The organism is Pseudoglutamicibacter albus (assembly GCF_031458175.1).
Lineage (GTDB): Bacteria > Actinomycetota > Actinomycetes > Actinomycetales > Micrococcaceae > Pseudoglutamicibacter > Pseudoglutamicibacter albus.
Genome location: NZ_JAVDXX010000001.1, coordinates 2001029 through 2024486 on the forward strand (window position 1 = coordinate 2001029; position 23458 = coordinate 2024486).

21 protein-coding genes are annotated in these 23458 nt (G+C 63.3%); 6 read left to right on the forward strand and 15 right to left on the reverse strand.

The genetic code is table 11. The annotated features are described in order from the left end of the window. Positions 1-58: 58 nt before the first annotated feature. Together J2S67_RS08840 and J2S67_RS08845 are read right to left on the reverse strand one after the other, a co-directional pair. Positions 59-1396: a CAP domain-containing protein gene (locus tag J2S67_RS08840; RefSeq protein ID WP_310248301.1), complete on the reverse strand. Its 1338-nt coding sequence runs from the start codon at positions 1394-1396 to the stop codon at positions 59-61. 179 nt (positions 1397-1575) lie between these two features. Then, positions 1576-2481: a DNA-methyltransferase gene (locus J2S67_RS08845; protein WP_310248303.1), complete on the reverse strand. Its 906-nt coding sequence runs from the start codon at positions 2479-2481 to the stop codon at positions 1576-1578. A 71-nt stretch (positions 2482-2552) separates the two neighbouring features. Here J2S67_RS08845 and glsA point away from each other — a divergent pair, with 71 nt between their 5' ends. From glsA to J2S67_RS08860, 3 genes are all read left to right on the forward strand, one after another. Continuing rightward, positions 2553-3785, forward strand: a complete 1233-nt coding sequence (glsA, locus tag J2S67_RS08850; RefSeq protein WP_310248305.1) for a glutaminase A — start codon at positions 2553-2555, stop codon at positions 3783-3785. A gap of 122 nt (positions 3786-3907) precedes the next feature. Next, complete coding sequence (hutG, locus tag J2S67_RS08855; protein WP_310248307.1) at positions 3908-4969, forward strand: formimidoylglutamase; 1062 nt, start codon at positions 3908-3910, stop codon at positions 4967-4969. A gap of 70 nt (positions 4970-5039) precedes the next feature. Further along, on the forward strand, positions 5040-6458 hold the full coding sequence (locus J2S67_RS08860) for a S1C family serine protease (protein WP_310248309.1): 1419 nt from the start codon (positions 5040-5042) through the stop codon (positions 6456-6458). Positions 6459-6500: 42 nt separating this feature from the next. On the opposite strand, the gene J2S67_RS08865 is transcribed toward J2S67_RS08860, so the two are convergent. Beyond that, a complete protein-coding gene (locus J2S67_RS08865) occupies positions 6501-7247 on the reverse strand; it encodes a metal-dependent transcriptional regulator (RefSeq protein ID WP_310248312.1) in 747 nt (248 codons plus the stop codon). 179 nt (positions 7248-7426) lie between these two features. Between J2S67_RS08865 and J2S67_RS08870 the strand changes: the two genes are divergently transcribed. Then, the gene (locus tag J2S67_RS08870; protein ID WP_310248314.1) at positions 7427-8326 is read left to right on the forward strand and encodes an SseB family protein; all 900 of its coding nucleotides are present in this window, start codon (positions 7427-7429) and stop codon (positions 8324-8326) included. 47 nt (positions 8327-8373) lie between these two features. On the opposite strand, the gene J2S67_RS08875 is transcribed toward J2S67_RS08870, so the two are convergent. Genes J2S67_RS08875 through J2S67_RS08910 form a run of 8 tightly spaced genes read right to left on the reverse strand, consistent with a single transcriptional unit; the run spans position 8374 to position 16617 of the window. Continuing rightward, a complete protein-coding gene (locus tag J2S67_RS08875; RefSeq protein ID WP_052048394.1) occupies positions 8374-9015 on the reverse strand; it encodes a GntR family transcriptional regulator in 642 nt (213 codons plus the stop codon). A 2-nt stretch (positions 9016-9017) separates the two neighbouring features. Further along, complete coding sequence (locus tag J2S67_RS08880) at positions 9018-10709, reverse strand: 5-oxoprolinase subunit B/C family protein (RefSeq protein ID WP_310248318.1); 1692 nt, start codon at positions 10707-10709, stop codon at positions 9018-9020. Further along, a complete protein-coding gene (locus J2S67_RS08885; protein ID WP_310248321.1) occupies positions 10706-11461 on the reverse strand; it encodes a LamB/YcsF family protein in 756 nt (251 codons plus the stop codon). Before J2S67_RS08885 ends, J2S67_RS08880 begins: the two co-directional genes overlap by 4 nt. Before the next feature lie 21 nt (positions 11462-11482). Further along, positions 11483-12811, reverse strand: coding sequence for an MATE family efflux transporter (locus tag J2S67_RS08890; RefSeq protein ID WP_407682075.1), 1329 nt, complete (start codon positions 12809-12811; stop codon positions 11483-11485). Positions 12812-12865: 54 nt separating this feature from the next. Continuing rightward, complete coding sequence (locus J2S67_RS08895; protein ID WP_070507500.1) at positions 12866-14101, reverse strand: MFS transporter; 1236 nt, start codon at positions 14099-14101, stop codon at positions 12866-12868. Further along, positions 14098-15075, reverse strand: a complete 978-nt coding sequence (locus J2S67_RS08900) for a CPBP family intramembrane glutamic endopeptidase (RefSeq protein WP_310248328.1) — start codon at positions 15073-15075, stop codon at positions 14098-14100. The genes J2S67_RS08895 and J2S67_RS08900 overlap by 4 nt, the downstream gene beginning before the upstream one ends. A gap of 37 nt (positions 15076-15112) precedes the next feature. After that, positions 15113-15628, reverse strand: a complete 516-nt coding sequence (locus J2S67_RS08905; RefSeq protein ID WP_310248331.1) for a hypothetical protein — start codon at positions 15626-15628, stop codon at positions 15113-15115. 20 nt (positions 15629-15648) lie between these two features. Beyond that, positions 15649-16617 carry an IS481 family transposase gene (locus J2S67_RS08910; protein ID WP_310247537.1) on the reverse strand — a complete coding sequence of 323 codons (969 nt, stop codon included), beginning with the start codon at positions 16615-16617 and terminating at the stop codon, positions 15649-15651. A gap of 516 nt (positions 16618-17133) precedes the next feature. On the opposite strand from J2S67_RS08910, the gene J2S67_RS08915 reads away from it, so the two are divergent. Together J2S67_RS08915 and J2S67_RS08920 are read left to right on the forward strand one after the other, a co-directional pair. Further along, positions 17134-17919: a LysE family translocator gene (locus J2S67_RS08915; RefSeq protein ID WP_310248334.1), complete on the forward strand. Its 786-nt coding sequence runs from the start codon at positions 17134-17136 to the stop codon at positions 17917-17919. 75 nt (positions 17920-17994) lie between these two features. Next, entirely contained in the window at positions 17995-20088 is a 2094-nt protein-coding gene (locus J2S67_RS08920; protein WP_310248338.1) for a lamin tail domain-containing protein, read from the forward strand. A 121-nt stretch (positions 20089-20209) separates the two neighbouring features. On the opposite strand, the gene J2S67_RS08925 is transcribed toward J2S67_RS08920, so the two are convergent. From J2S67_RS08925 to J2S67_RS08940, 4 genes are all read right to left on the reverse strand, one after another. Next, positions 20210-21313 carry a DUF2891 family protein gene (locus J2S67_RS08925; RefSeq protein ID WP_310248340.1) on the reverse strand — a complete coding sequence of 368 codons (1104 nt, stop codon included), beginning with the start codon at positions 21311-21313 and terminating at the stop codon, positions 20210-20212. A 110-nt stretch (positions 21314-21423) separates the two neighbouring features. Beyond that, positions 21424-22032 carry a biotin transporter BioY gene (locus tag J2S67_RS08930; protein WP_310248344.1) on the reverse strand — a complete coding sequence of 203 codons (609 nt, stop codon included), beginning with the start codon at positions 22030-22032 and terminating at the stop codon, positions 21424-21426. Continuing rightward, positions 22029-22673, reverse strand: a complete 645-nt coding sequence (locus J2S67_RS08935; protein WP_310248347.1) for an energy-coupling factor transporter transmembrane component T family protein — start codon at positions 22671-22673, stop codon at positions 22029-22031. Before J2S67_RS08935 ends, J2S67_RS08930 begins: the two co-directional genes overlap by 4 nt. Then, the gene (locus tag J2S67_RS08940; RefSeq protein WP_310248350.1) at positions 22670-23455 is read right to left on the reverse strand and encodes an energy-coupling factor ABC transporter ATP-binding protein; all 786 of its coding nucleotides are present in this window, start codon (positions 23453-23455) and stop codon (positions 22670-22672) included. The genes J2S67_RS08935 and J2S67_RS08940 overlap by 4 nt, the downstream gene beginning before the upstream one ends. Positions 23456-23458: the final 3 nt, after the last annotated feature.

Here is a 23458-nt window from a genome sequence, read left to right on the forward strand (position 1 = left end):
ATCTGGCACCCCTCGAAATCTTTAGCGCTCTCAGAACCGCTAGCAGCCCTCGGGACCTCTAGCAGTCTTTGGAAGCCGCTGCCTTGGCCGCCTTGAGGGACTTCTCTGCGGCAGCCACATCGGCCTGAGCTGCGTTCAATGCCTTCTGAGCTTCAGCGACCTTGCCCTTGCCGCTGACAAGATAGTTCTCGTACGCGGAGATCAGCGCAGCGTACTCGCCCGTGGTGTAGGACGGTGCGTTACGGTCAGCGTTCATGTAGTTCTTGGTGTCGAAAACCTGGCCGTGCGCGATGCGGTAGGTGGTTCCCGGCTTATCGACAACCGCGAAGCCCGTCACCGTGTACCGGCGGTCCGTGAGGTTCAGGTAGTGCCCGACGTCGTGGAACGCAGCCTTCTTATTCTTCTTGTACAGCTCTTTTTCCTTGCTGTACCAGCCCTTGAACGGGTCGCTGCTTCCCCACGAGAGGTTCTCGGCAGGGACGATGTGGCCCCGGTGGCCCATATGCGCGTGGGAGGCGTTGGTCTGAACCTGGGAACCCGCCATCAGCAGTGAGTTGATCTTCAGGCTACCCCCGCCCGGGAAGACCTCGTCGCTACTGCGTAAAGCGTTACCACGGTCGATGTGCCGCAACGTGGCCTTGAGGTTCTTCAAGGTCGTGGCGTCACCTGGCTTATTAAGCTCGGTCTTTGCGAGGAACTTGCCCGCTTGGTCGGTCTTGTTGTTGAAGTTGTGCTTCTTGCCTTTGGCGTCCGTGTACCCGCCGGTGGTCAGCAACTGGTAGGCGCGATTCGCGTCAGCATCGTTCTTTTGAGCGCCAAGCCAACGGAAGAAACCGGCGGTGCCCAGCTTCTCGTCCTTGATGGCCTGCTGCGCGCTCTTCTGCGCGGCCCCCACAGCAGCCTGGTGCGAGTTCTGCGCCGCACGTGCGTTATCGAGCTTCTTCTGCGCGGCAGCTACCGCAGACTTACCCTCAGCCGCATCGCATGTAGCGCCACGCTGGGCCTTCGGCTTGCTCATAGACTGCCGGGTTGTACCGGCACTCGACTGCGGTTCATCAGACTTCTTCGCAGCGTTGCCCTCAGACTTTTTCTCAGTCTTTTCCCCAGCGGCCTTCTCAGAACCCTCCGCCGCGTCGTCCTTGGCATCATCGGCGGCATCCGGGCTCTTCTTCGCCTCGGTGCGCTGAGCCTGGGCCTCGGAGGCTTCCTCAGCAGGAGTCTCCTCCGCCAGTGTTTCCTTGGCCTCAACCAGATCATTCTCCGACGGCTGAGCGTCAGCCTTCTGCGTGTTCGCAGCAGGCGAGTTCCCATTCGAAACGGCAATGGCGATTCCGCCGAATGCCACCCCACCAATCAATACGCCAGCAGTAATCGCGCCAGCAAGGCGTTTAGACATCGCCACAGTTGTTCCCCTTCACAAAAGTTCGCAGCACAGCCATCATCTATAGCACCCGAAACAGGCATAACGCCAGGCGTGTCCGTGATCTCGGACAGGGGCGAAAATCTGGGGATATTTGTAAGTTCAGACCTATCTTCAGCTCAGCAAACGGCCATACTTCTTGGGGTGCGCATAGCTTAAAAACCGTCCAGGGTCACGATGCGCACCGCGCCTTCCTCAGCGGTGTCCACGAGCCGCTTGCGCATCACTTCGATCGCTTCCGGATTCTGGTCAACCAACAAGAACTTCCGGCCTAACTCCCGCGCCGCAGCGCCCGTCGTTCCGGAACCGCCAAAGAAATCCAGAACCGTATCGCACGGCTTGGAGCTCGCCGCGACAATACGCCGCAAAACACCCAACGGCTTCTGCGTGGGATACCCGGTTTTCTCTTTACCCATCGGAGAGACGATCGTGTGCCACCACACGTCCGTCGGTAGCTTCCCGCGTTCCCGCTTCTCCTTAGTCACCAGCCCAGGCGCCATATACGGTTCACGGTCAACCTCATCGGAATCAAACCAGTACCGCGCCGGATCCTTGACATACACCAGGATGTTGTCGTGCTTAGCGGGCCACCGTTTAGTGGTGCGCGCCCCATAGTCATAAGCCCAAATGATCTCGTTCAGGAACCCCTCACGCCCGAACAAGCCATCCAATAGAACCTTCGCGTAATGCACCTCGCGGTAATCCAGGTGCACATACAACGTCCCATCCGGGCTCAACAGCCGGCGCGCTTCCGCCAGGCGCGGGCCCAGAAAATCCCAATACTGCGCAAACGCATCGTCATAAGCCAACGCCGCCCCGCGTAAGGTCACATACGAATGCCCACCAAAACCGACGCGGTCCCCCACCTCATCCGCACCCGCTCGCTGAGTACGCAGCGACTGCCTGGTCTGCTTACGGCCCGTATTGAACGGCGGGTCCACATAGATCAGCCGGAAACTCTCATCCGGTAGCTGCCGCAAGACCTCGAGGTTATCCCCCAACACGATCGTGTCCGGATCCCCCGGCGCCCACACCGCGCCGCCATCAACTTGTTCCGTCACCTACACGCCCTTCGCCGCCGCACACGCCACTGCAGATCCGCTGACACTGCACAACTGCTAGCTTAGACACCATGCGTACCCCCGTACCGGATTACCTCCACGACATCATGGAGTCCTGCATCGACGACGGCGAAGTCGCCAGCTACATCCCCGAACTCGCCAACGCGAACCCCAACACGTTCGGTATCGCGTTGTGCATGGATGACGGCACCGTGTATGAGGTCGGCGATTATCAGCATGAATTCTCGCTGCAATCCGCCGCTAAACCGTTTGCGTACGCGCTCGCTGTTGAACACCTGGGGCCCGATGGGGTCGAAGAACACGTGGGCGTGGAGCCGTCCGGTGACGCGTTCAACTCGGCTTCGGTTGACGCTAAAACAGGTAAGCCCAGCAACCCGATGATCAACATCGGCGCGATCACCACCTACGCACTCACTGGGCCAATCAGCCTCACGCCCGAGGAACGCTACGAGAACGTGCGCCTCGGGATGTCCCGCTTTGCAGGGCGTGAACTCGAACCGGACATACCCGTCTATGAATCGGAGATGGCCAACGCGTGGCGCAACCTCTCGCTCGCCTATCTTGTGCGCTCGACCGGGCACTTCACCCTGCCACCGCACGATGTTGTGGACGGCTACACCAAAGTCTGCTCCCTCAAAGTCACCCCGCACGACCTCGCCGTGATGGGCATGACCCTTGGCAACGGCGGGATCAACCCCATAACCCAAGAACGCGTGGTCAGCGAAGACACCGCCCAACGCGTGCTGTCCGTGATGTCGACCTGCGGAATGTATGACGCCTCTGGCGACTGGATGACCGACGTCGGCATCCCCGCTAAATCCGGGGTCTCCGGCGGCATCGTCGGCGTGCTGCCCGGCCAGGCATCGCTCGCGACGTTCTCGCCGCGGCTAGACACCTACGGCAACTCCGTGCGCGGCCTGCAAGCGTTCACGCGGCTCTCCCAGGACCTCGGCCTGCACATCATGTCGCTACCACCCACCGGCGAATCCACGGTCCGCTCCGTTGCCCGCCGCGACCAAGGCGACGGCCCGGAACTGCACGTGGACATTCAAGGCCCGCTGCGGTTCTCGTCTGCCGAACGCGTCATGCGTACCCTTGCGGCCCTCCCGGTCGGCGAGGAACCCGTGGTCCTCGATGTCTCCCGCGTCGGTTCCGCCGACCGCATCAGTGTGCGCATGATCCACGAATCCATGCACCGCCTCCACACCGACGGCCACCAAGTTATGGTCCGCGACCCCAACGGCGTACTGCGCGACCGCTGGGACTACAACTGGGAAGAATAAACCGCCCACCCATCAACCGTCCGCCTACAAGCAGGCCGTCCACTGAGTCAACCAGCCAGTGAGTCAGCCAACCGCTGAGTCAGCCAACCCACTGTGTCGGTCAATACAGAGAGCAGGTCACGATGTTCCACATCCCTCCGCAGCCGTGGACCGGCCGCATCGACGGTGACGGCCCCGAACACGCCCGCTGGCACTCCACCATCCAGCCGCTCCACATGCACGATGCGCCGGGCACAGTAGCGCCGGGCAGTACCCTACCGCCCGGTTCCGGGGCGCCCGGCGCTGAAGAACCTGGCTTGGTAGAACCCGGCGTGGTAGAACCCGGCACCGTGTTGCTCGGGTTCGCATCGGATGAGGGGGTGAGGCGTAATCAGGGCCGCGTGGGTGCCGCGGAAGGACCGCAGAAACTCCGCGAGATGCTCGCCTCGATGGCGGTGCACCCTAAGTCCGGCCAACCGAACTACCCGAGATACGACGCCGGGAACATCAACGTCACTAACAGCGACCTTGAGAGCGGTCAGGCGGCTTTCGGCGAGCGCGTCACGGAGCTTCTGGACGCTGGCCATTTCACGGTGGGGTTGGGTGGCGGTCACGAGATCGCGTACGCGAGCTATCTGGGGGTGGCTGACCACCTGGCCCGGGTGCATGGCGGGGAGCCGTTCACGCTCGGGGTGCTCAACCTGGATGCCCATTTCGACCTGCGGGAGGCTGAGCGGCCCACGTCGGGGACGGGTTTCCTCCAGATGTATCAAGCGGAAGCCGCTGCGGGTAGGGCGCTGCACTACGGCGTCGTAGGTATCAGCCCCGCGTCCAACACCACTACTTTGTTCCGGCAGGCTAAAGCGATGGGTGCTGAGTTCCTGCTCGATACCGAATGCGGCCATCGTGAGGAAGTCACCGGTTTCATCCGCGATTTCAGTAGCAGCGTCGATTACCTCTATCTCACAATCGACCTCGATGTGTTGCCTGCCGCGACAGCGCCCGGGGTTTCCGCGCCGGCCGCCTACGGTGTCGATCTGCCCACGGTCCACGCCGCGGCCCTCACTGCGGCGCGCACCAAGAAACTCGTGCACCTCGATGTAGCCGAACTCAACCCGAGCCTGGATGTGGATAACCGTACCGCCCGCACGGCAGCGCGCCTCATCGACGAAATTGTGCGTGCCCACGAAAGCACCCGCAAGTAGGCTTTAACCCAAACAGGCACGCTCGCGCCAACACGCACACAAACGTAAGCGACAATGTAGGAGGGCCAGCATGCACCCGGTCTTTGGGAACGCACCGCCACCTGGTGGCGCCCCGCAGCTCGCCCCCTACATGCGCGCGCCGCAGCACCCTGCCTATTCTCAGAGCGCCGCTTACGGTCACAGCCCTGCTTATCCGCACGGTTCTGCTTACGGCCAGCATCCAGGCTTCCCCGGGCCCCACCGTGGGCGTCCGGCGCGCAGGCGAGGCCGCGTCGGAAGCAACATCGCGGCCCTCTTGGTGGTCATGCTGGCGATCACCGCGTGGCTGGTGCCCAGCATCGTGTTGGACCCATCCACCATCAGCAACCCCGGGCCTGACACCACACAGCAACAGCCAGGGCAACAAAAGCCTGATCCGGGGACGCAAGGCGAAGCCGCCGTCCCCGCTCAGCCGGGAAACCTCGCGAAAAGCCTCAGCGAGGCCAAGCCGCCCACGGTTCGTTTCCCACCTGAACCTAAAGGCCCAGAACCCCGCGAAACCGGCCCCATCAAAGAAGGCACGGTACTGAATAAGGGCGTGCCGGGGCTCGTCATCGTTGAATCCACCATGCCCGGCTACCTCGCCGGCGGCGGGACTGGGCTCATCGCGACACCGGACGGCTACGTCATCACCAACTACCACGTGGTGCAAGGCTCCAGCGGGATCACAGTCCAAGACACCCACACAAAGAAACGCTACGAAGCCACGCTCGTGGGGCATAACGCGCTCAAAGACATCGCGGTCCTCAAACTCAACAACGCCTCCAACCTGCGCACCATCGCAACCCGCTACGACGAAAAAGTCACGCTCGGTATGCGCGTCACCGTGATCGGTAACGGCGGAGCCAAAGGCGTGCTTCAGCAGCTCTACGGCAGGATCACGGACCTCAGCGTCAACATCAGCACCCGTGCCCAAGGCTCAGTGCCGGGTGGTTCCCTCAAGAACTTGCTGGCCACCAGCGCCGACGTGGTCCAGGGCTATTCGGGTGGGGCGATGATGAACCGCGATGGCCGCGTGGTCGGTATGACCGTCGCCGCTTCCGAAGGCCCCAACGCCCGTATGGTTTATGGTTACGCGATCCCTATCAACACCGTGATCGATGAAACCCAGCGCATCCTCGACGGAAACGGCGGAGACGGCACCGTGATCGGCCGGCCGGCCGCCTTCGGCATCACGATCCGCACCGACGAAAAACCCAACCCCCGCGCACCCGGGCTCATCATCGAAAGTTTCCTCGAAGATTCGCCGCTACCGGCGCTCGGCATCAAAAAAGGCGACCGGATCACGAAGCTCAACGGCAAAACCATCGAAAGCTACACCGACCTCAAACGCGCCCTAGCCCCGCTGGAACCCGGCCAGAAAGTCAGCATCGCGTGGAGCGGCAAAGGCGGCGGGAAAGACGGGGCCGGTCAAGGAACCGTAACCCTCATCCGCTCAAGTGTGAACTAACCGCAGCGTGAACTAATGTGCGGCGGGTGCGGCTGGCGGGCGTTAGGCCTCAGCGGCCGATGCGGCGCCGAGCGGGCGCGCATACATCGCCGTGAGCTCTGCCTCCAGCAGTGCGGAACCGTCTGCGGCGATGCCGGCTCCCGCATCGTTGATCTCGACGCGGGCACCCGGCTGGACACCCACCGATTCCAGCCTGCGCAGAACCTGCGGGTCATCGTCAGCGATCCGCACCACCTCATACATGCCCGGGCCCAGCTCAGCGAGCGCTGCGACGTCATCCATGGGCGGCATCGTGAGGTCCGCGCCGGGGATCGGGTCCCCATGAGGGTCCATGCGTGGATGCCCGAGTAGGGCGTCGATCCGGTCCACGAACCGCGCCGATGCGGCGTGCTCGAGGCGTTCGGCATCCTCGTGCACCTCGTCCCACGTGTAGCCGAGCGATTCGACCAGGTAGGTTTCGATGAGGCGGTGGCGGCGCACCATCATGAGCGCAACCGCACGCCCCTTCTGTGTGAGAGCCACAGGCTTATACGGCTCGTACGTGATGAGGCCCTGCCGCGCCAAACGGCGCAGAGTCTCAGACACGTTGGGCGCAGAGGTTTGGAAACGCGAAGCCAACATGGACGTGGAGATCGGTTCCCCACCCCACTCGATGGATGCCCAAATCTCCTTGACATAGTCCTGGGCGACCGGGGAAATCTGATCCAGCTCAGCCGGGGACAGCCCGTTTGGCGGCCGTTCAGCCGTAGCTCGCTCAGGTGAGGGCACAGCGTTCTCGCCAGAACTCATGAGTTGCACTCCCCTCGCCCCAAACATCTAAGCCAGCCACACCACCGACGCGGCATCACGGCCACGGCACTACTGCTACGTGCAACCCTATCGTTCCTGCCGCCCCGGAACCCACCGCCAGCGATGCAGGATGCTGCGAGCTATGCGAGATGCTGCCACCCGTGCGAGATACTAGGGACATGAGCCACACGCACGATCACGAGCACAGCCATCAGAACCCCGGCCATCAGAACCACGGCGAGAACAACCCGAGCCAGCCGCGGATGAGCGACACCCGTAGCGAGGCCGCGATCGCGCATCAAGAGAAGTTCCCGCGCCCGGAGAAGGACCAGCCGGGCGGGGCGCTGTTGCGTTCCTATATCGCCTACGATCAGGGCCCCAACGGGGACACTCTGCTCGCGTTCGGTTCCGACTTTTTTGGCACCAAGCTCTACGTTCCGGTGGCGGCCCGTAGCGCATCGGGGGCTGTGACCCAGCTGGTTGCGCACGGCTTCGAGGAGCTGCGGGTGGTGGAGGCCGCGTTCTCCGAAGAGGAGGCACGCAGCCTGTGGACGCAGATCCGCCCCGACGATGAGGTGCCCGAGTTCGCGGGCCTGTACGGGGATGAGCTCGCCGAGATCGCGTTCAAAGACACCAGCTTTGGCGCAAGCGGAATCACCGGGATTGTGGTGGACCCGATGGACACCGGGATGCTGATCCGTCCCGAAGACGAAACCATGCAGTTCCCTCTACGCAACGGCCGGTTACGTGCCGCGGTGCTTGCAGGCCACGACGACGCGGTCCAGGCCCTCATGGGTGAGGGCGAGGTGGTCTTGATGACCCAGAAAACCGGTGAGGGTGAACGCGAGGGCGTTGCGTTCATGAAGAATAAAGAGACCGGCGAGATGATCCTGCCGGTGTTCTCCTCAACGCTTGAAGTGTTCCGGCACAACCCTGACGCCGGCTCCGTGATGGTGCCGCTAACCAGCCTGCGCACCACCGTGAAACCTGGGATGGGCATGGTCATCGACCCAGCCAGCCCCGAAGCCGTCGAACTGCCGAGCGCCGAGCTGGAAGAGGTCGGCTACTACCAAAGCTAGGCTCGCGTGGCCGGGCGCCGGCATTCGCACGACGCTCAAGTAGTCAGCTAGGCGGTGAGGTGCTTGAGGAGTTCTGCTTCTGCGTTCGCAAGCACTTCACGCCACGCTTGGGCCGCACCGAAAGGCTCCCCCGCATCGAGTAGCTCGGCTACTTTTCGGTGCCCTTGAACATACAAGGCGTGGAAGGCCGGGACGGCGGACATCGAATCGAAAAGCAACCGCATCGCCGCCTGGATCCGCCCCATGAGGCCATTCAGAATATCTGAGCCGCCAACGAGCATCAGCACCGTCTGGAACGCCTGGTTTTCGGCCGCCATCCCGTCCAGGTCCCCCCAGCGTTGGGCAAGTTCCGCGCGTTCGGCATGCATGCGTAGCGTATCCAGCTGCCCGGAATCGAACTCGCCCCACGCGAGCGCGGCAGGCTCCATGAGCCTGCGGGCGGCGAAGATGCGGCGCACATCGTCGGCTTTCGGGACCGCAACGAACACGCCGCGGTTCCGTATCCGTTCAACAAGGCCCTCCCCGGCGAGCGCGGTGAACGCTTCACGCAGCGTGTTGCGTGAAACATCGAGTTCGGCCGCCAACGCGACCTCCCGCAGCTGATGCCCCGGCGGCATCTGCCCGGCGGCGATCAACTCCCGCAAGCGCGCGGCCGCGGACGCCGCCGCTGAAACGCCGTATCCAGCCACTGTCAAACCCTCTCGAATTGAACTACCCGTTCGAACTGCACCCTGGCGCCAGGCGGTAGTTGCGCGGCGAGGCGAATATCGGCCTCGATCACCACGCCGATCACCGGATAGCCGCCCGTGACCGGGTGGTCGGCCAGGAACAGCACCGGCTCACCACTCGGCGGGACCTGAAGCGCGCCCGTGACCATGCCTTCGGTCGCCAGCTCGCCTGAACGCACGCGCTTGAGCGGCTGGGCATCCTCAGCCGGTTTCAGGCGCGCGCCCACACGGTTTGAATCCGTGGAAACCTCCCACACAGTCTCTTCTAGATGCTCAAGCCCCTCGGGCCCGAACCAATCATCGCGTGGGCCCGGCGAATACCGCAGAACCGTGACCTCGCCGGCGACCGGATAATCGATCGGCTCGATCACCTCAACGGTGTGGACTGCTGTGGCGGCGGGGTCTGGTGCTGGGTCTGCATTCGGCCCGCCGTCGCCTTCTCCCGCGAGCACACCGAGCACATCGCCTGCGGCGAGTGGGGCGGGGCCTAGCCCCGAAAGCGTGTCAGTCGAGCGCGATCCCAGAACCTCTTCGGCTATGAAGCCGCCCTTGACCGCGAGGTAGCCGCGCACCCCTTCTGGAGTGAAGCCGATGTGCAGGCTCTCCCCCGCCGCGAGCTCGAACGCCTCCCCCACAGGGGCCTCTGTCGCCGGTTGGCCCATCGATGCGCCGCCCCGCACTATCTGCGCGGGGCCAACGGCTCCACCGAGGGCGATCGTCACGTCGTCCCGGGCCGTGAACTTCGCGTTACCGAGCAGGAACTCGATCGCGGCGGCACCGGCGTGGTTGCCCACCGCGTTATTCGCCTCCGCAAGCCCCCACACGTCAGCCGCGCCAGCCTGCCCCGCACCCAGCGAACCGACCGCTGGCCGGCCCACGTCCTGAACCAAGGCCTGCGGCCCCGAGGCATCCACCACGATGCGCGCCACAGCATCCTCGGCACCGGCACCCTCAACGCCGGCGTCAGCGCCGCGCGTTTCGCTCGCGGATATGTGTTCGCGGACGGCCTCGAAACGGACCGTGTCGCCGGGGACCAGCAGCGAGGGCTGCTCACGCGACACATCCCACATGCGTTCGGTAGTGGAGCCGATGAGTTGCCAGCCGCCGGGTGTCGGTTGCGGATAGACCGCGCTCTGTTGCCCGGCCAACGCGACTGAGCCTTCCGGGACGCGGGTCCGTGGGGAATCTCGGCGTGGAACCTCGATCACGGGTCCGCCGTTGAGTTCGCGCGGCTTGAGATACATGAATCCCGGCGCGAATCCGGCAAAATCGGCGAGCCAATCAATGCGGGTGTGCGCGTCGATCAACGCATCCACGCTCATACCGGCAAGTTCGGCGGCGTGCGCGAGGTCCTCGCCGTCATAGACCACCGGGATCGTCACCAGCCGCGCGGCATCGGCTTCCAAGGGCTGCGGTTCCCGGCCCTGCAAGCTCACTCCGGCGAGCATCAACGAAACCGGGTCAACGAACGTCAACAGGATCGACTCAGCCGCCATGACCGCATCGACCATGCCGTCCACGGGCTCGCGCTGTATCTCGCGGTTCCACGCCATCCGGGAGGCCGTGTCATCAAACTCCAGCAGCAGGCCCGAGAACCCCACGCGCAGCATCCGCGGGCGGGCTACAGCGTCTGGGCTAGCACCGGAGCTAGTCATGCGAACGCCTCGATCTTCACGCCGGCCTCGGTGAGCCCGGCGCGGACCTTCGCCGCGATCTCGACCGCGCCCGGGGTATCGCCGTGCAGGCACAGCGACTCCGCCGCAACCTGCACCCGCGAACCATCCACGGCAGTGAATTCGCCCGTGCGTGCCCAATCCACCACCCGCTCAACCACGGCCTGGGCATCATGGATCACAGCCCCCGGCTCGCGGCGGGACACCAGCCGGCCCTCCGGCGTATAGCCGCGGTCGGCAAAGGCCTCCCCCACGCCACGCACACCCTTCTGCGCGGCAATATCCAACGCGACCGAACCCGGCAACAACAAAACCGCCACGTCAGCGGAGAAAGCGCGCACCCCATCGATCACTGCACGCGCCTGCTGCTCATGATGCGCAATCGTGTTATACAGCGCGCCGTGCGGCTTCACATACGTGAGCTTCCCGCCAGCGGCACGCACCATCGCATCCAACGCACCGATCTGATACAAAACGTCATCCGCGAGTTCCCTCGGGGAAACATCCATGAACCGGCGGCCAAAGCCAGCCAAATCCCGGTACGCGACATGTGCACCCACCGCAACGCCGGCTTCAACCGCGGCGCGGGCCGTGGCGCGCATATGCGAGGGGTCCCCCGCGTGGAAACCGCACGCAATATTGGCCGAACTCACGTGCTGCAGTAGCGCGGCATCGTCCCCCATCGACCACGAGCCGAAAGACTCGCCCATGTCACCATTCAAATCAACACGCACGCCACTGCCTCCTTCACACCGTCAGCCGCTCACGAGCCACGCACCTGAACGTGACCGCACTTCCAACGTAACCCACCGCGCCACCATATAGACGCCAAACGCAACCCAAATCCACGCCAAAACCAGTCCCGGCAGCGAAACCAACGCCGCAACCGCCAGAAACGGCACGTACACGGCCAGTTGAATGCACGATGCGATCGCAAGATAGCGGTGGTCCCCCGCCCCGATCAGCACCCCGTCCAGAACGAACACGATCCCGGCTACCGGCTGCATCACCGCAAGAATCACCAGCGCGACCGTTGCGGCGTGCGCGACCTCACCTGAGGGGGTGAACGCTCGCGGCAGCCACACGGCTGTTGCGGCAAGCACTGCGCCAACGATGGCGCCGAACCAGAAACCCCACCGCACCATCGTGGTGGTCAACGCCTGCGCCCGGTCTGTGTTGCCTGCACCGAGTTCTTTGCCGATGAGTGACTGCGCGGCGATCGCGATCGCGTCCAACGCGAACGCAAGCGTTGAGAAGAACGTGAACGCGAGCTGATGCGCTGCCAGCGTCACGGCGCCGTGGGCGGTGGCGGCCCACACCGTTAGCAACAGTGCTATCCGCAACGCCGCGGTACGGATCATGAGCCATCCGCCTGCCTGGGCTGAGGCCCGCAAACCAGCCCGAGATGGAGCTAGCCCCACCCCGCCTGCACGGATCCGCGGAACCAGCAACACGAGGTAGACGGCCGCCATGATCCATTGAGCGATCGAAGTCCCCAGCGCAGCGCCCGCAACCGACATGCCCGCCAGATACACGAGCGAAAAATTCAGGACAATATTCAAGCCGAAGCCCGCGCTCGCAACGATCAGCGGGGTCTTGCCGTCCTGCAGGCCACGTAAAACACCGGTCGCAGCCAGCACCAGCAGCATCGCCGGGACGCCCGGCATGGACCAGCGCACATAATCGATCGCGAACGCGTGCGTGGCCTCATCCGGGCCGAACAGCCCCGTGAGCCACGGCACCGAAACATAACCCAGGAGTGCAAGCCCTACACCTAAGAACAGCCCGAGCCACATCCCGTCACGGCCCGCGGCGAGCGCCTTCGGCATATTCCGTGCGCCGTATGCTCGGGCGACGGCGGGGGTGGTCGCGTACGCGAGGAAAATCATGAGCCCCACCGCGGTGTGCAGGATCGTGGTGCCCAAACCTGCGCCGGCGAGTTCCCCCACCCCGAGGTGCCCGATGATCGCGGTATCAGCCAGAAGAAACAGCGGCTCCGCGATCAACGCCCCCAACGCAGGCAGCGCGAGCGCGATAATCTGCCGCGCCAAGCCAGGGAACTCAACTGTCTTCTTCACGGGCACGGCCTCCTTCACGGGCACAGTTTAGTTGGCGGCGGTTGGGTCGCTAGCGCCGCGTTAGGCGACAGTGGCGCCGTCGCGTGGCGGTAGATCGCGTGGCAGGAGCTTGACGGCGGCGAACACGGCAACGCAGATGAGCACGCCCACGAAGATCACGACCCCGCCCCAGTTGGCGGCTTGGAACGCGAACCCGACGGCCCACCCGAACAGGGATGAGCCGGTGTAGTAGACGAGGTTATAAAGGCTTGAGGCTTGAGCTCGGCCGCGTGTTGCGATCGCCGGAACCCAGCTGGATGCGACTGCGTGTGCGCCGAAGAACCCGCCGGTGAAGATCGCAAGCCCCACGATGATGCCCGGGATCCACGGAATCAGGGTGATCAACAGCCCCGTGAACATCACGAGTGCCGCACCGACCAGCACCACGAACCTGCCTTTGCGGCTCGCAAGCCGCCCCGCCCACGCGGAGGTGTATGTTCCGGCGAGGTAGGTCAGGAACACGAGGGAAGCCAACGATGTGGGAACCAGGTACGGCGGGGCCTCGAGCCGGAAGCCCATGTAGTTATAGACGGCGACGAACCCGCCCATAAGCAAGCCACTTTGAACGAAGAGCGCTAGGAGGTGTGGGTTCTTCAAACCCCAACCGAGTTTGGTGATGAGCCGGATATCGCGCGCAGATTTACGTTGCACGGGCTCGAAACCGCGGGGTTCCGGCGCAGTCAGGAAGAACACGAGCCCCGCAACAGCGGCACTCAACGCAACGGAGAAGCTACCTGCCCGCCAACCGAAGATTTCGCCCAGCGGCCCGGCGAGCATCCGTCCGAACAGGCCGCCCAACGTCGTGCCTGCAATATATGTTCCGGCAGCCACCGAGGCGACGGCCGCCTCAACCTCATCGGCAAGATACGTCAACGCGACCGCGGGGATACCACCCAACGCGAGACCTTCAAGGAACCGCAAACCCAACAGGACCTCGAAAGACGGAGACCACGGAACCAACAGACCCAACGCAACGGCCGCGACGATCGCCACACGCATCGTCGCGCGCCGTCCACGCCTATCCGCCACGATCGACCACGGCAACACCGCCACAGCCAAACCGAGTGTGGCAAGCGAAACCGTCAGAGCCGCGCTCGCCTCGGAAACGTTCTGCTCTTGAGAGATCTGCGGAAGCACACCCTGGAAGGAATACAGTTGCGAGAACGTCGCAACACCGGCGGCGAACAACGCGATGATCATCCGCCGGTACCCGGAAGAACCGCGGCGATGCCCACTAAAGGCGGCAGATGCGCTCATGCGTGCATCAGCCAACCCATCCACAGCGTGCTCGGGGGAACATCTGTGAGGCCGCTGGGCTCCACGAGGTATATGACCGCTAAAGAAACCGCGTTATTGAGCGTGTGCAAAACCCACGAATACGCGATCGATTTACCGCTCAAAATATATGCGGTGCCGAAAACCAGGCCCATCACCAGGTACGGCGCACCTGTGGAAACGGTCGGGACCTCGCCGGCACCCACAAAGTGCAAACCCATGAACAGTACGGAGGAGCCCACCAGCAGAACCCACTGGTTGACCCAGCGGGATAGTTTGCCGATCATCAGGTGCCGGAAGAAATACTCTTCAACGAGCGGGCCCAACGGAACGATCGCAAGCCCGATGAGCCACCATGGGACAGCGGTAGCGAGGCCTTCGGCGATCTGCTGATTCTGCGATTGCCTTGGCATCTCGCCCGAGATGTGGTTCCACACCGCCTGGATCATGACGTTCACCAACTGGGTCCCCAGCCACAAACCCGGGATGCACAAATACTTAACGAGCGGATACCAACGGAACGTCCTGAAGGACTTCCACAGCTCGTTGCCCAACGCGATCATCGCGAGCACCGCAACCACCGCGTACGTGAACAGCAAAACCACAACGTTCGCTAACGCCTCGTTGCCGTTGAACAGCGGCGCGACACCCGGAATGAACAGGATCAACGCGCCCAGACCAATAAACAGCAGGAGGACGTAGGCGATAGCTGCCCCGAGGTCCCACCACGTGAACCCATCCAGTTGCGCTACAGGATGCGGGAAACGCTTACGCTTACCCTGCGGCTGTTGATGTGCAGGGTGGGGTTGTTGCGGATGCTGTTGCGGTTGTTGCGGCGGCTGACCGCCCGCCTGCTGGTGTGCAGGCCCAGGTTGATAAGCGGGGCCGGGTTGATAGGCAGGGTGGTACTGCGGTTGACCGTGCGGCGGTGGGCCTTGCGGTGGGGTTGAAGACATACCTTTAACCCTAAACCCCGCCCCCTCAAGCCCGGCCCTAGGAGATGCTGACCTCCGCAACTTCCTCCCAGCCTGCCTCGGCGAGCGCTTCTTTCTCGCTGGTTTTCACGACTGTATAGACTTCGTCCGCGCCGGCGTTCCACGCTTCATCCGCGGCCGCGAACCGCAGTTGCTGCACCACGGCCTGCATCTGTTGCCGCGCGGCTTCCGCATCGTCTGCGCTTTCCCCACCGTCGGCGCCGCCCGTGTTGCCTGTCCTGAAGTGATTGCCGGGCAGGGCTTTGACGGTGCCGATCATGCCGGCGCCCTCGTCGGGGTCGGCTACCCAACGGATGCGGGCCGCGGGCTGATCGAAGATCGCGACCTCCACGACGTCGTAGTCCCCCATGGGTGCGTGTGTGATCACACTGTTCGATGCCGCGGCAGGCTCTGCTAGCTCCTGCGGCGAAACCTTCATCACAACGTGGCTCGCGCCAGAGGATGCTTCCTCGATGCTCTCCGGCTTAGCGCCGTTCAACACCGCCCACGCGTTCTTCCAATACTCGCTACTCACGCTCATCACCTCACCCATACCTAGTTGTAGTTCCCCGTGAGGTTGTGAACGCGTTGGGCGGGGGTTTGGCCTCCGATTCCGGTGTGGGGTCGGTGGTGATTATAGTGATGTAGCCAGGCTTCGTAGGTCGCTGCTCGGGCTTCGTCACTGTAATAGGTCTTAGCGTAGGCCCATTCTTGGGTCAGAGTACGGTTGAAGCGTTCGACTTTGCCGTTGGTCTGAGGCCGGTAGGGCTTGGTGAACTGGTGTTTAATCTTTGTCCCGAGCGTGTTGTTGAACAGGCGTGAGCGGTAGCAGGCGCCGTTATCGGTCATCACTGCCTGTACGGTGATCCCAGCTTGAGCGAAAAACTCCTGAGCGCGTTGCCAGAACCCGGCCGCGGTCTGTTTCTTCTCATCGGTAAGGATCTCTGAATACGCGAGTCTCGAATAGTCATCGATGGCGTGATGTAAGAAGGCATAGCCCCTGCCGTGTTTTCCATACCCACCGTTCTTGCGCGCCTCGGGTCCAAGCATACGGTGGCCACCACCATCGGGGATCCGCCCAAGTTTCTTGATATCAACATGCACCAGCTCACCTGGGGCTTGTTTCTCATACCGCGCGATGTGCGGTGTCCTGATGGGCAGTCCTGTTCCTCGATCGATATGGGCCAGTAACGGCATCTGGTACCGGGCCAAGACTCTACCAACCGTGGACCGTGGGATACCCAAGTGGTAACTGATCCGGTGTGGGCCCCACTGGCGGGTGAACCGCAGCGCAATAATCCGGCGTTCTCGGCGAACAGACAACCGGTTAGGACAGCGACGTGGCCTGCAGGACCGATCCGTCAGTGGGGCGCCGACGAGGTAGCGTTTGGCCCATTTCGATGCGGTAGCCGGTGAGACTTGGAAACGTTCGGCGGCTCGACGAATCGTCCAGCCTTCCTCGACGATAAGCACGGCAAGACGCCGGCGACCCTCAGCAGTCAAGGGTGCATTAGGGTGAGACATGAAGACCTCCGGGTCAGGCAGGAGTTGTGGTAACCCCATACTGCCCGGAGGTCTTCACCTACCGCGAACGTTCACAACCTCCCGAGGAACTACACCTAGTCACTACGCCACACCAGCACTGGGCCACATCACATCAACACAGAGCTGTGCCATACCAAAACAGAACTGCGCCATATCAACAGAGTTCTGTGTGTGCACTATGCGCCAGTTTGACGACTCATGCCCCACACCGCCTAAGCTTAGGGGGCACCTTCTAACAATAGACGCCCGCTTGGAGCGCCGAATCAGGCCGCACCCACGAATGCGTGGCGTCACCATAGAATCAGTGCATCGTCATCACTTTCACGGCCGGCCCCGCGTCCCTCGAGAGCGGGGCCGCTGCCCTTAACCCCGAGTTCACCTTTGCGGGGACGATGGCGGGCGTGCGGCGACGCTGGACCTGGTTGCGAGGCTTGGTCGCGGGGCTGGACCTGGTTTCGAGGCTGGACCTGGTTGCGAGGATCTAGACTTGCTCGAGTGGAAACTACGGCTTTTCTCGCTTCCCTGCTCCCGTTACTTGTGACGTGGGCGGCCGGGCTCATGTCCCCCGGGCCGGATCTGTTCGTGGTTCTCTACCGTTCCTTGGCGGGCTCGCGGCGTGAAGGTATCGCCGCGGCACTCGGTATCACCACGTCCGTTGGGTTCTATCTCGCGTTAGCGTTCGCGGGCCTCGGTCTATTGATGCGCACCGTCCCGTGGCTCGGATCGGCGTTACAGATCGCCGGTGGCGCAGTTCTCATCTGGATGGGCTGGGGCGCCCTACGCGGCTGGTATGCAGCCCGCAACAACCCGGCCATCATCAACGCCGGCGGCGACTGGGAAAAGCGAGCCAAGGAACAACAAGACGCCGCGGATCAAGCATCGAACGCCGCCCCGTCCGCTAACCCAGCGCACTCTTCCAGTACGGCGCAGCCGTCTCGTACAGCGCCCCAGGGCGGGCCGGCAATACTGGGTTTCTGGGGTTCGTGGTGGCGCGGCTGTGTCACTAACCTCGCCAACCCTAAGTTCCTGATCTACATCACCGCGATGTTCGCGCCCTTCATCGCCATCGAGCGGCCGCTGTGGCAGGTCAGCGCACTACTCGTGTTGTTGCTTGCGTGCACGTTCGGTTGGTTCGCACTCATCGCGTTCATCGCTGGCGCCCCGGCCCTGCGTACGCGCATGGAACGATGGCTGCAACACCTCGACCTGTTCGCTGGCCTGGTCTTTTGCGCGCTGGGGCTGTGGTTCATGATCCACGGGATCATCGAGGTTTTCTCCTAACGTTTTCTAGCCGCTCCAACGCTTAGAAACCCAGCGTTAACCCGCAGTTTCCGCCTCTACAGCATCCTGGGTGGCATGGCTACGTCTCACACCTCTGAAGCATTCACCAGAAAGCGGGCGTTCGCGCGGAAGCTGACCGCGGCATCGTTCGCAACGGCTCTGGCAACCACCCTCACGCTCTCGCTCAGCGGCGGCTTCTCCCCTGCGTACGCAACCACCGCGCCGGAAGCCCCAGCGTCGGAATCCGCGGCAGCAGAGTCTGCCGCCCCGGAAACAGGTGCGGCTGAAGCCGCTGAGCTTGCGGTGGTTGTCAATGAGGTTGAGTCCAACGGGGATGACACGGACTGGGTTGAGTTCGGCAACCCGAGCGGCCAAGCTGTGGACCTCACCGGCTACATCTTCACCGATAATGAACCCACGAAGGCCGGCCACACCTATGTTCTGCCGGAAGGCTCCGTGGTCCCAAGCAACGGATTCTTTGTGCTTGACCAAGCGCAGGGTTCCACCCCAGGGTTTGATTTCGGGCTCGGTAAAGACGATTCCGTGAACCTCTACGCCCCACCCGCTGAGGGTGAATCGGTCGAAGACGCGATCGCGAAAAACCCTGTCCTGACCTACAGCTGGACCAGCCACGCCGCGATCACCTACGGCCGCTGCCCAGACTTCACCGGCGAGATGATCGACACCTTCGCATCCACCAAGGGTGCCGCGAACCAGTGCGAAGAACCCCCGGCAGAGCCAAGCGAGTCGGCTGACCCATCGGACCCATCCACCCCTGCCCCGCTGAGCCCGTCGGCGTGGCCGGGCGGGCAGACCGTCAAGCCACTGCACGATGCCGATGAGGCCCGCGGCGACTGGTCCGGCCTGTTCTGGGAAGCGGCCGGCGCGTTCGGTAGCGACAAGCCATACCTGTGGGTTGCCGAAAACGGCAACGGAACGCTGCTGCGCCTGGACGGCACCGAAGCTAACCGCGGGGCTGAACTGCAGACGTTCACCCTCAAGTACGCTGACGGCACCGGAACCCCGGATGCCGAGGCCGTGACCCGCGCGGCCGGCGCCCCGAACAGCATCTTCGTGGGCACCGAACGCGACAACTCCAACAAGGGCACCTCCCGCCCGTCCGTGCTCGCGTTCACCACGCCATCCATCGACGATGCCGACGGTGAGCTGAAAGCCGCGAAAGAGTGGAACCTCGCACCTGACTTCCCGGGCCTGGGCGCTAACTCCGGCATCGAAGGCCTCACATGGATCCCGGACTCCTGGCTCGTTGAGAACAAGATCCACGACGAATCCACCGGCAAGCCATACGACCCATCCGCTTACCCCGCCCACCACGGCGGTGTGTTCGCGGTCGGCATCGAAGGCACGGGCCACGTCTACCTCTACGTCCTGAACGAAGACGGCTCCTTCCAGCGGATCGCCGACATCGAAACCGGCCTCGACGTGGTCGCCGAAGTCCTCTTCGATGCGCACCGCAGCCAACTGTGGGCTATCTGCGATGACGCATGCGAAGGCCGCATCGCCGTCCTCACCCCGGAAGCGGGCGCTGACACCGCAAGCGAGACTGATGCTGCAACAGACACAGACGCTGACAAGAAGGTGAGCGCTCGCTCGGCCACCACACAGTCCGCTGACGATGCGGCGGTAAAGCTCGCTGTAAGCCAAGTTCTGAACCGTCCAAGCGAAACCCAGAACTACGCTAATGAAGGCTTCGCGATCGCTGACATGAGCCAGTGCAAAGACGGCGCACTCCCAGTGTTCTACGCGGACGACAACAACACCGACGACGTCTCGCTACGCGAAGGCACCCTCACCACGAAATGCCCAACCGAGCAGCCACCAGTAGAGGAAGCACCGAGCGAAGACGCGCCGAGCGAGCAACCGAGCGAGGATGCTCCGTCGGATGAACCGAGCGAGCAGCCTTCCGAAGAGGCTCCATCGAGCCCGGCACCATCCTCGCCAGCACCTAGCACTCCGGTTCCAGATAACGCTGCCGTAACCACCCCAGGTAGCGGTTCCACGGATGCCGGTGCCAACACCGGTGGCGGTGACCTGGCTCGAACGGGTGCTGATGTCGCCTCGTGGATCACGCTCGCTGCCGCCGCGATGGTCGTCGGCGGCGCAGCCACCCTCGCCCTGCGCCGTAAGCATAGCGGTGCCGCGCAATAGGCAGGAGCGTAGCGGTAGACAGGAGCGTGCCGCCGCGTAGTCAGAGCAGTGCTGCGCGGTAGACACGCACCTCGTGGAGCCAAGCAACGACGAACTCGCCGCGAGCCTCCGCGACAACGGGCTACTCGCTGACTAGTTCGGCGAGCGCCTCCCACCCGAAGGTTGCGAGCCAGTGGGAGGCCATGAACTCGTCCGTGGTTGCCGCGGCCAGGCCGTTGCGCATGAGCCGCGGGGCGGCGGTACGCAACGTGTCCGCTAGCTCGGGTTCGGCATCGAGGGCATCCAGCGCCCGCGCCACACGCAGGCCCGATGCGGCGAACGTGAGCCCTAGCCCGTCCAGGTGGGACTGGTGGCCGTCGCTCGCATCGATCGGCGCGACCGCCTGCAGAACCCGCGGCAGCTCACCCTTACCGGCTTCAAGCGAGCCGGCATCAAGCGAGCGGGCGTCCTCAGCAAGCTCCGCCATGAACCCAGGCAACCAGTCCGTCAGTTCCGCGGCGGACTCTGCCGAAGGTGCCGCACCAGCCTCTGCTGCCAGTACCTCGCACATGAGGTCGGCTTCGCACATCCCGGCCGAGAGGAAGTCGTGCCCAGAACGTTCGAAAGAGAACGGCCACCGGGTATCTGCGCTGTAGAAACGCCGAGCATGCTCGACAATCAGGTCCGCGACATCCGCATAGCCGCGCCTCCGGGCAACCAACAGGAACCGCCGCAAACCGAACGCCGTATTCGAGTGCACGCCGTGGCGGACCGGCTCCGGCATCGCCGGCAACCACGCCCGCACCGCGTCCATGACCGCATCCAGTAGCGGCCGGGCGCCCTCGGCGAGCGCGTTGACCTCCGGCACGCGACTGTCATGGAGCGCATCGACCAGTTGCGCGGCCCACGCCCACCCGTAAGGGCGCTCCCACGAGGGGTTCGCGGCCACATATTCGGCCTCAGCGCGCATGTTGTCGGCGCTGAGATGCTGTTGCAGCACATCCACGATGCGGCCGGAGGTCTCCGCCTCCACATGCTCGATGAGCTGCGCGCCAAGCCAGTGCATGTGCACGCTTGAATGCCAGTCGAACGAGTTCGCGAACGCGGGATGCATCTGCCGGGGCTGCAACAGGTCCGCTGAGTCGCGTTGCACGTGATGCGCGGCGTAGGGGAACTCGGTTGTGAGGTTATCGATCACAACCTGGGCGAACGGTTCGGCATAGTTTGGCAACGCGAATTCAGGCATACAACAATTCTTGCACTGGCGGCGGCGAGGCAAGAAGCAGGGTTGCCCGCGCCGGACTCACCGGCCTGGCTTGCCCCGCCAGGACTTCCGCCAGGCCAGGCCCTGCCTCTCTATTTGGCGAGGAGGCCGCGATAGGAGCGGTGCACCAGAAGCGCTACTGCGGTGGCAATCACGGCTTTAGCGGTATCACCCGGGATGAACACGACGTTGCCTTTCAGAGCGGTACCGATGTCCATGCCGGTGGTCATGCTGAGCCACCCCGAACCCATCAGGTAGACGACCAGCACGCCACCTACGATGCATGCCGCGAACAGGATCACGGCGTTGATCCAAGCGGCCCGGGCACGGTCATAGAACGATACCGTGATCAAACCGATCACGAGCGCGCCGAGGACCCAACCGAAAATGTAGCCGCCCGTCGGGCCCAATAGGGCACCCATACCGCCGCGGCCACCGGCCAGCAGCGGCAGGCCAGCTGCGACCAGTGCGATCAGCAGGACCTGCGAAAGCGCGCCGCGCCAAGGGCCTAAGAGCGCGCCTGCGAGCATGACCGCGAGGGTCTGCAACGTGATCGGGACAGGCAAAATACCGACCGTAATCGGCGGAATGAGCCCCATGACGGCGGTCAGCGCGGCGAACATCGCCACCAAAACCACATCCAGCGTCGGGTTCGAACGGCGAGCGTTGCGTACCGGCTCACCTGCCACAGTCGTAGTCATCGTTTACGGTTTCCTCTCTCTTGGGTGTTGAACGAGCGGGCATCAAGGGCTTGAGCCACCTGTTCAGACGTTTTCAACGTGCGGAAAATCAACGGAACAATCAGCGCGACCGCGTTCCGCTCCATGCCGCGAGCGATCTGCGCTTCGCGAATCTCCTGATACATCCCCATCAGGTGTGGGACAAAGCGGATGGTCAACGCCATCGCCATCGAAATGTTCTCCGTGTTGACCCCAACCCACCGCAGCGGGGACACGATCTTCTCGAAGACCCGCAGCATCTGCGGGAACGTGGTCGATGCGGTCACCGCGAACGCAAGCAAAACCAACGTCAACAGCCGCATACCAAAGTGGATGCCGCGCGCGAGGTCCTGCTGCCACGCCATGATCGCCACCACAAGCCCCACGATCATCACCGAAAACAGCACCGACTTCACGAGCCGCATGAACGGGACCCGCGGAAGCAACGCGATCACAAACGCTGCGATCAACAGGCCCAGTTGCACGCTCATCCACGGGATCAGGTAGGTCACGATGCTCAAAACGAACAGTGCCGCGAATTTGAAGCCGGCCGGGAGCCGCTCCAGCACTCCGGGGTTGTGCGGTGCCGCGCCCGTCTGGATCAAGGAATAGGAACTGTTCACAGCTCACACATCCTGCGGTAGGCCGCAATGCTGTCAGCGGGCGTCCCGTCCTCAACGATCCGGCCCTCATGCACCACCAGAACCCGTTGCGCATCCGCTGCAAGCTCCAGATCGTGCGTCACCACGATGCTGCGCTGGCTAAGGCCCGCGATCACCGAACGCATCCGGTGTCGGTTCAGTAGGTCCAGCATCGTGGTCGGTTCATCCAAAATGATGGTTTCGGGGCGCATGGTCAGCACGGAAGCCAACGCGATCATCTGCTGCTCGCCGCCAGAGAGCGCATGCGTTTCACGCTCGTAGAACTCCCCCATCCCCAGCTGTTCCAGAGTCTCGCGGGCTCTCTCAACGCGCTCACCCCGAGGGATTCCGATGTTCTTCAACCCGAACAGCATGTCTTCGCCCACGGTGGGCATGATGATCTGGTTCGCGGGATTCTGGAACACGAAACCGACTTTGCGGCGTACCCTCTTGGTTTCTTTCATCGTGCACGCCCCACCCACCGTGACGCGGCCGTAGGTGGGCATCACGAGGCCGTTGATGAGGCGCACGAGCGTGGATTTACCGGAGCCGTTGAGCCCGATGATCGCGATCCGCTGCTCATCCAAGGTGAGCGAAATATCGTCAAGGACCCGCCGGTCATCGTATTCGACAGAGACGCGCTCCATCTCGATGCGGTTGTCGGCTGTGCTGTCCGCGAGGCTGCGCTGTGCGGGAACGCTCGCTGACAGATCACTCGCTGGCAGATCGCTCGGCGATGGCTCGCTGCTTGGTGGGTTGTTCACTCG

What these genes read in the sequence shown, in the direction of transcription:
- J2S67_RS08840 (WP_310248301.1), bottom strand. Translation starts at nt 1,396, where the DNA reads ATGTCTAAACGCCTTGCTGGCGCGATTACTGCTGGCGTATTGATTGGT.
- glsA (WP_310248305.1), top strand. Translation starts at nt 2,553, where the DNA reads ATGCGTACCCCCGTACCGGATTACCTCCACGACATCATGGAGTCCTGC.
- hutG (WP_310248307.1), top strand. Translation starts at nt 3,908, where the DNA reads ATGTTCCACATCCCTCCGCAGCCGTGGACCGGCCGCATCGACGGTGAC.
- J2S67_RS08860 (WP_310248309.1), top strand. Translation starts at nt 5,040, where the DNA reads ATGCACCCGGTCTTTGGGAACGCACCGCCACCTGGTGGCGCCCCGCAG.
- J2S67_RS08865 (WP_310248312.1), bottom strand. Translation starts at nt 7,247, where the DNA reads ATGAGTTCTGGCGAGAACGCTGTGCCCTCACCTGAGCGAGCTACGGCT.
- J2S67_RS08870 (WP_310248314.1), top strand. Translation starts at nt 7,427, where the DNA reads ATGAGCCACACGCACGATCACGAGCACAGCCATCAGAACCCCGGCCAT.
- J2S67_RS08880 (WP_310248318.1), bottom strand. Translation starts at nt 10,709, where the DNA reads ATGACTAGCTCCGGTGCTAGCCCAGACGCTGTAGCCCGCCCGCGGATG.
- J2S67_RS08895 (WP_070507500.1), bottom strand. Translation starts at nt 14,101, where the DNA reads ATGAGCGCATCTGCCGCCTTTAGTGGGCATCGCCGCGGTTCTTCCGGG.
- J2S67_RS08900 (WP_310248328.1), bottom strand. Translation starts at nt 15,075, where the DNA reads ATGTCTTCAACCCCACCGCAAGGCCCACCGCCGCACGGTCAACCGCAG.
- J2S67_RS08910 (WP_310247537.1), bottom strand. Translation starts at nt 16,617, where the DNA reads ATGTCTCACCCTAATGCACCCTTGACTGCTGAGGGTCGCCGGCGTCTT.
- J2S67_RS08920 (WP_310248338.1), top strand. Translation starts at nt 17,995, where the DNA reads ATGGCTACGTCTCACACCTCTGAAGCATTCACCAGAAAGCGGGCGTTC.
- J2S67_RS08925 (WP_310248340.1), bottom strand. Translation starts at nt 21,313, where the DNA reads ATGCCTGAATTCGCGTTGCCAAACTATGCCGAACCGTTCGCCCAGGTT.
- J2S67_RS08930 (WP_310248344.1), bottom strand. Translation starts at nt 22,032, where the DNA reads ATGACTACGACTGTGGCAGGTGAGCCGGTACGCAACGCTCGCCGTTCG.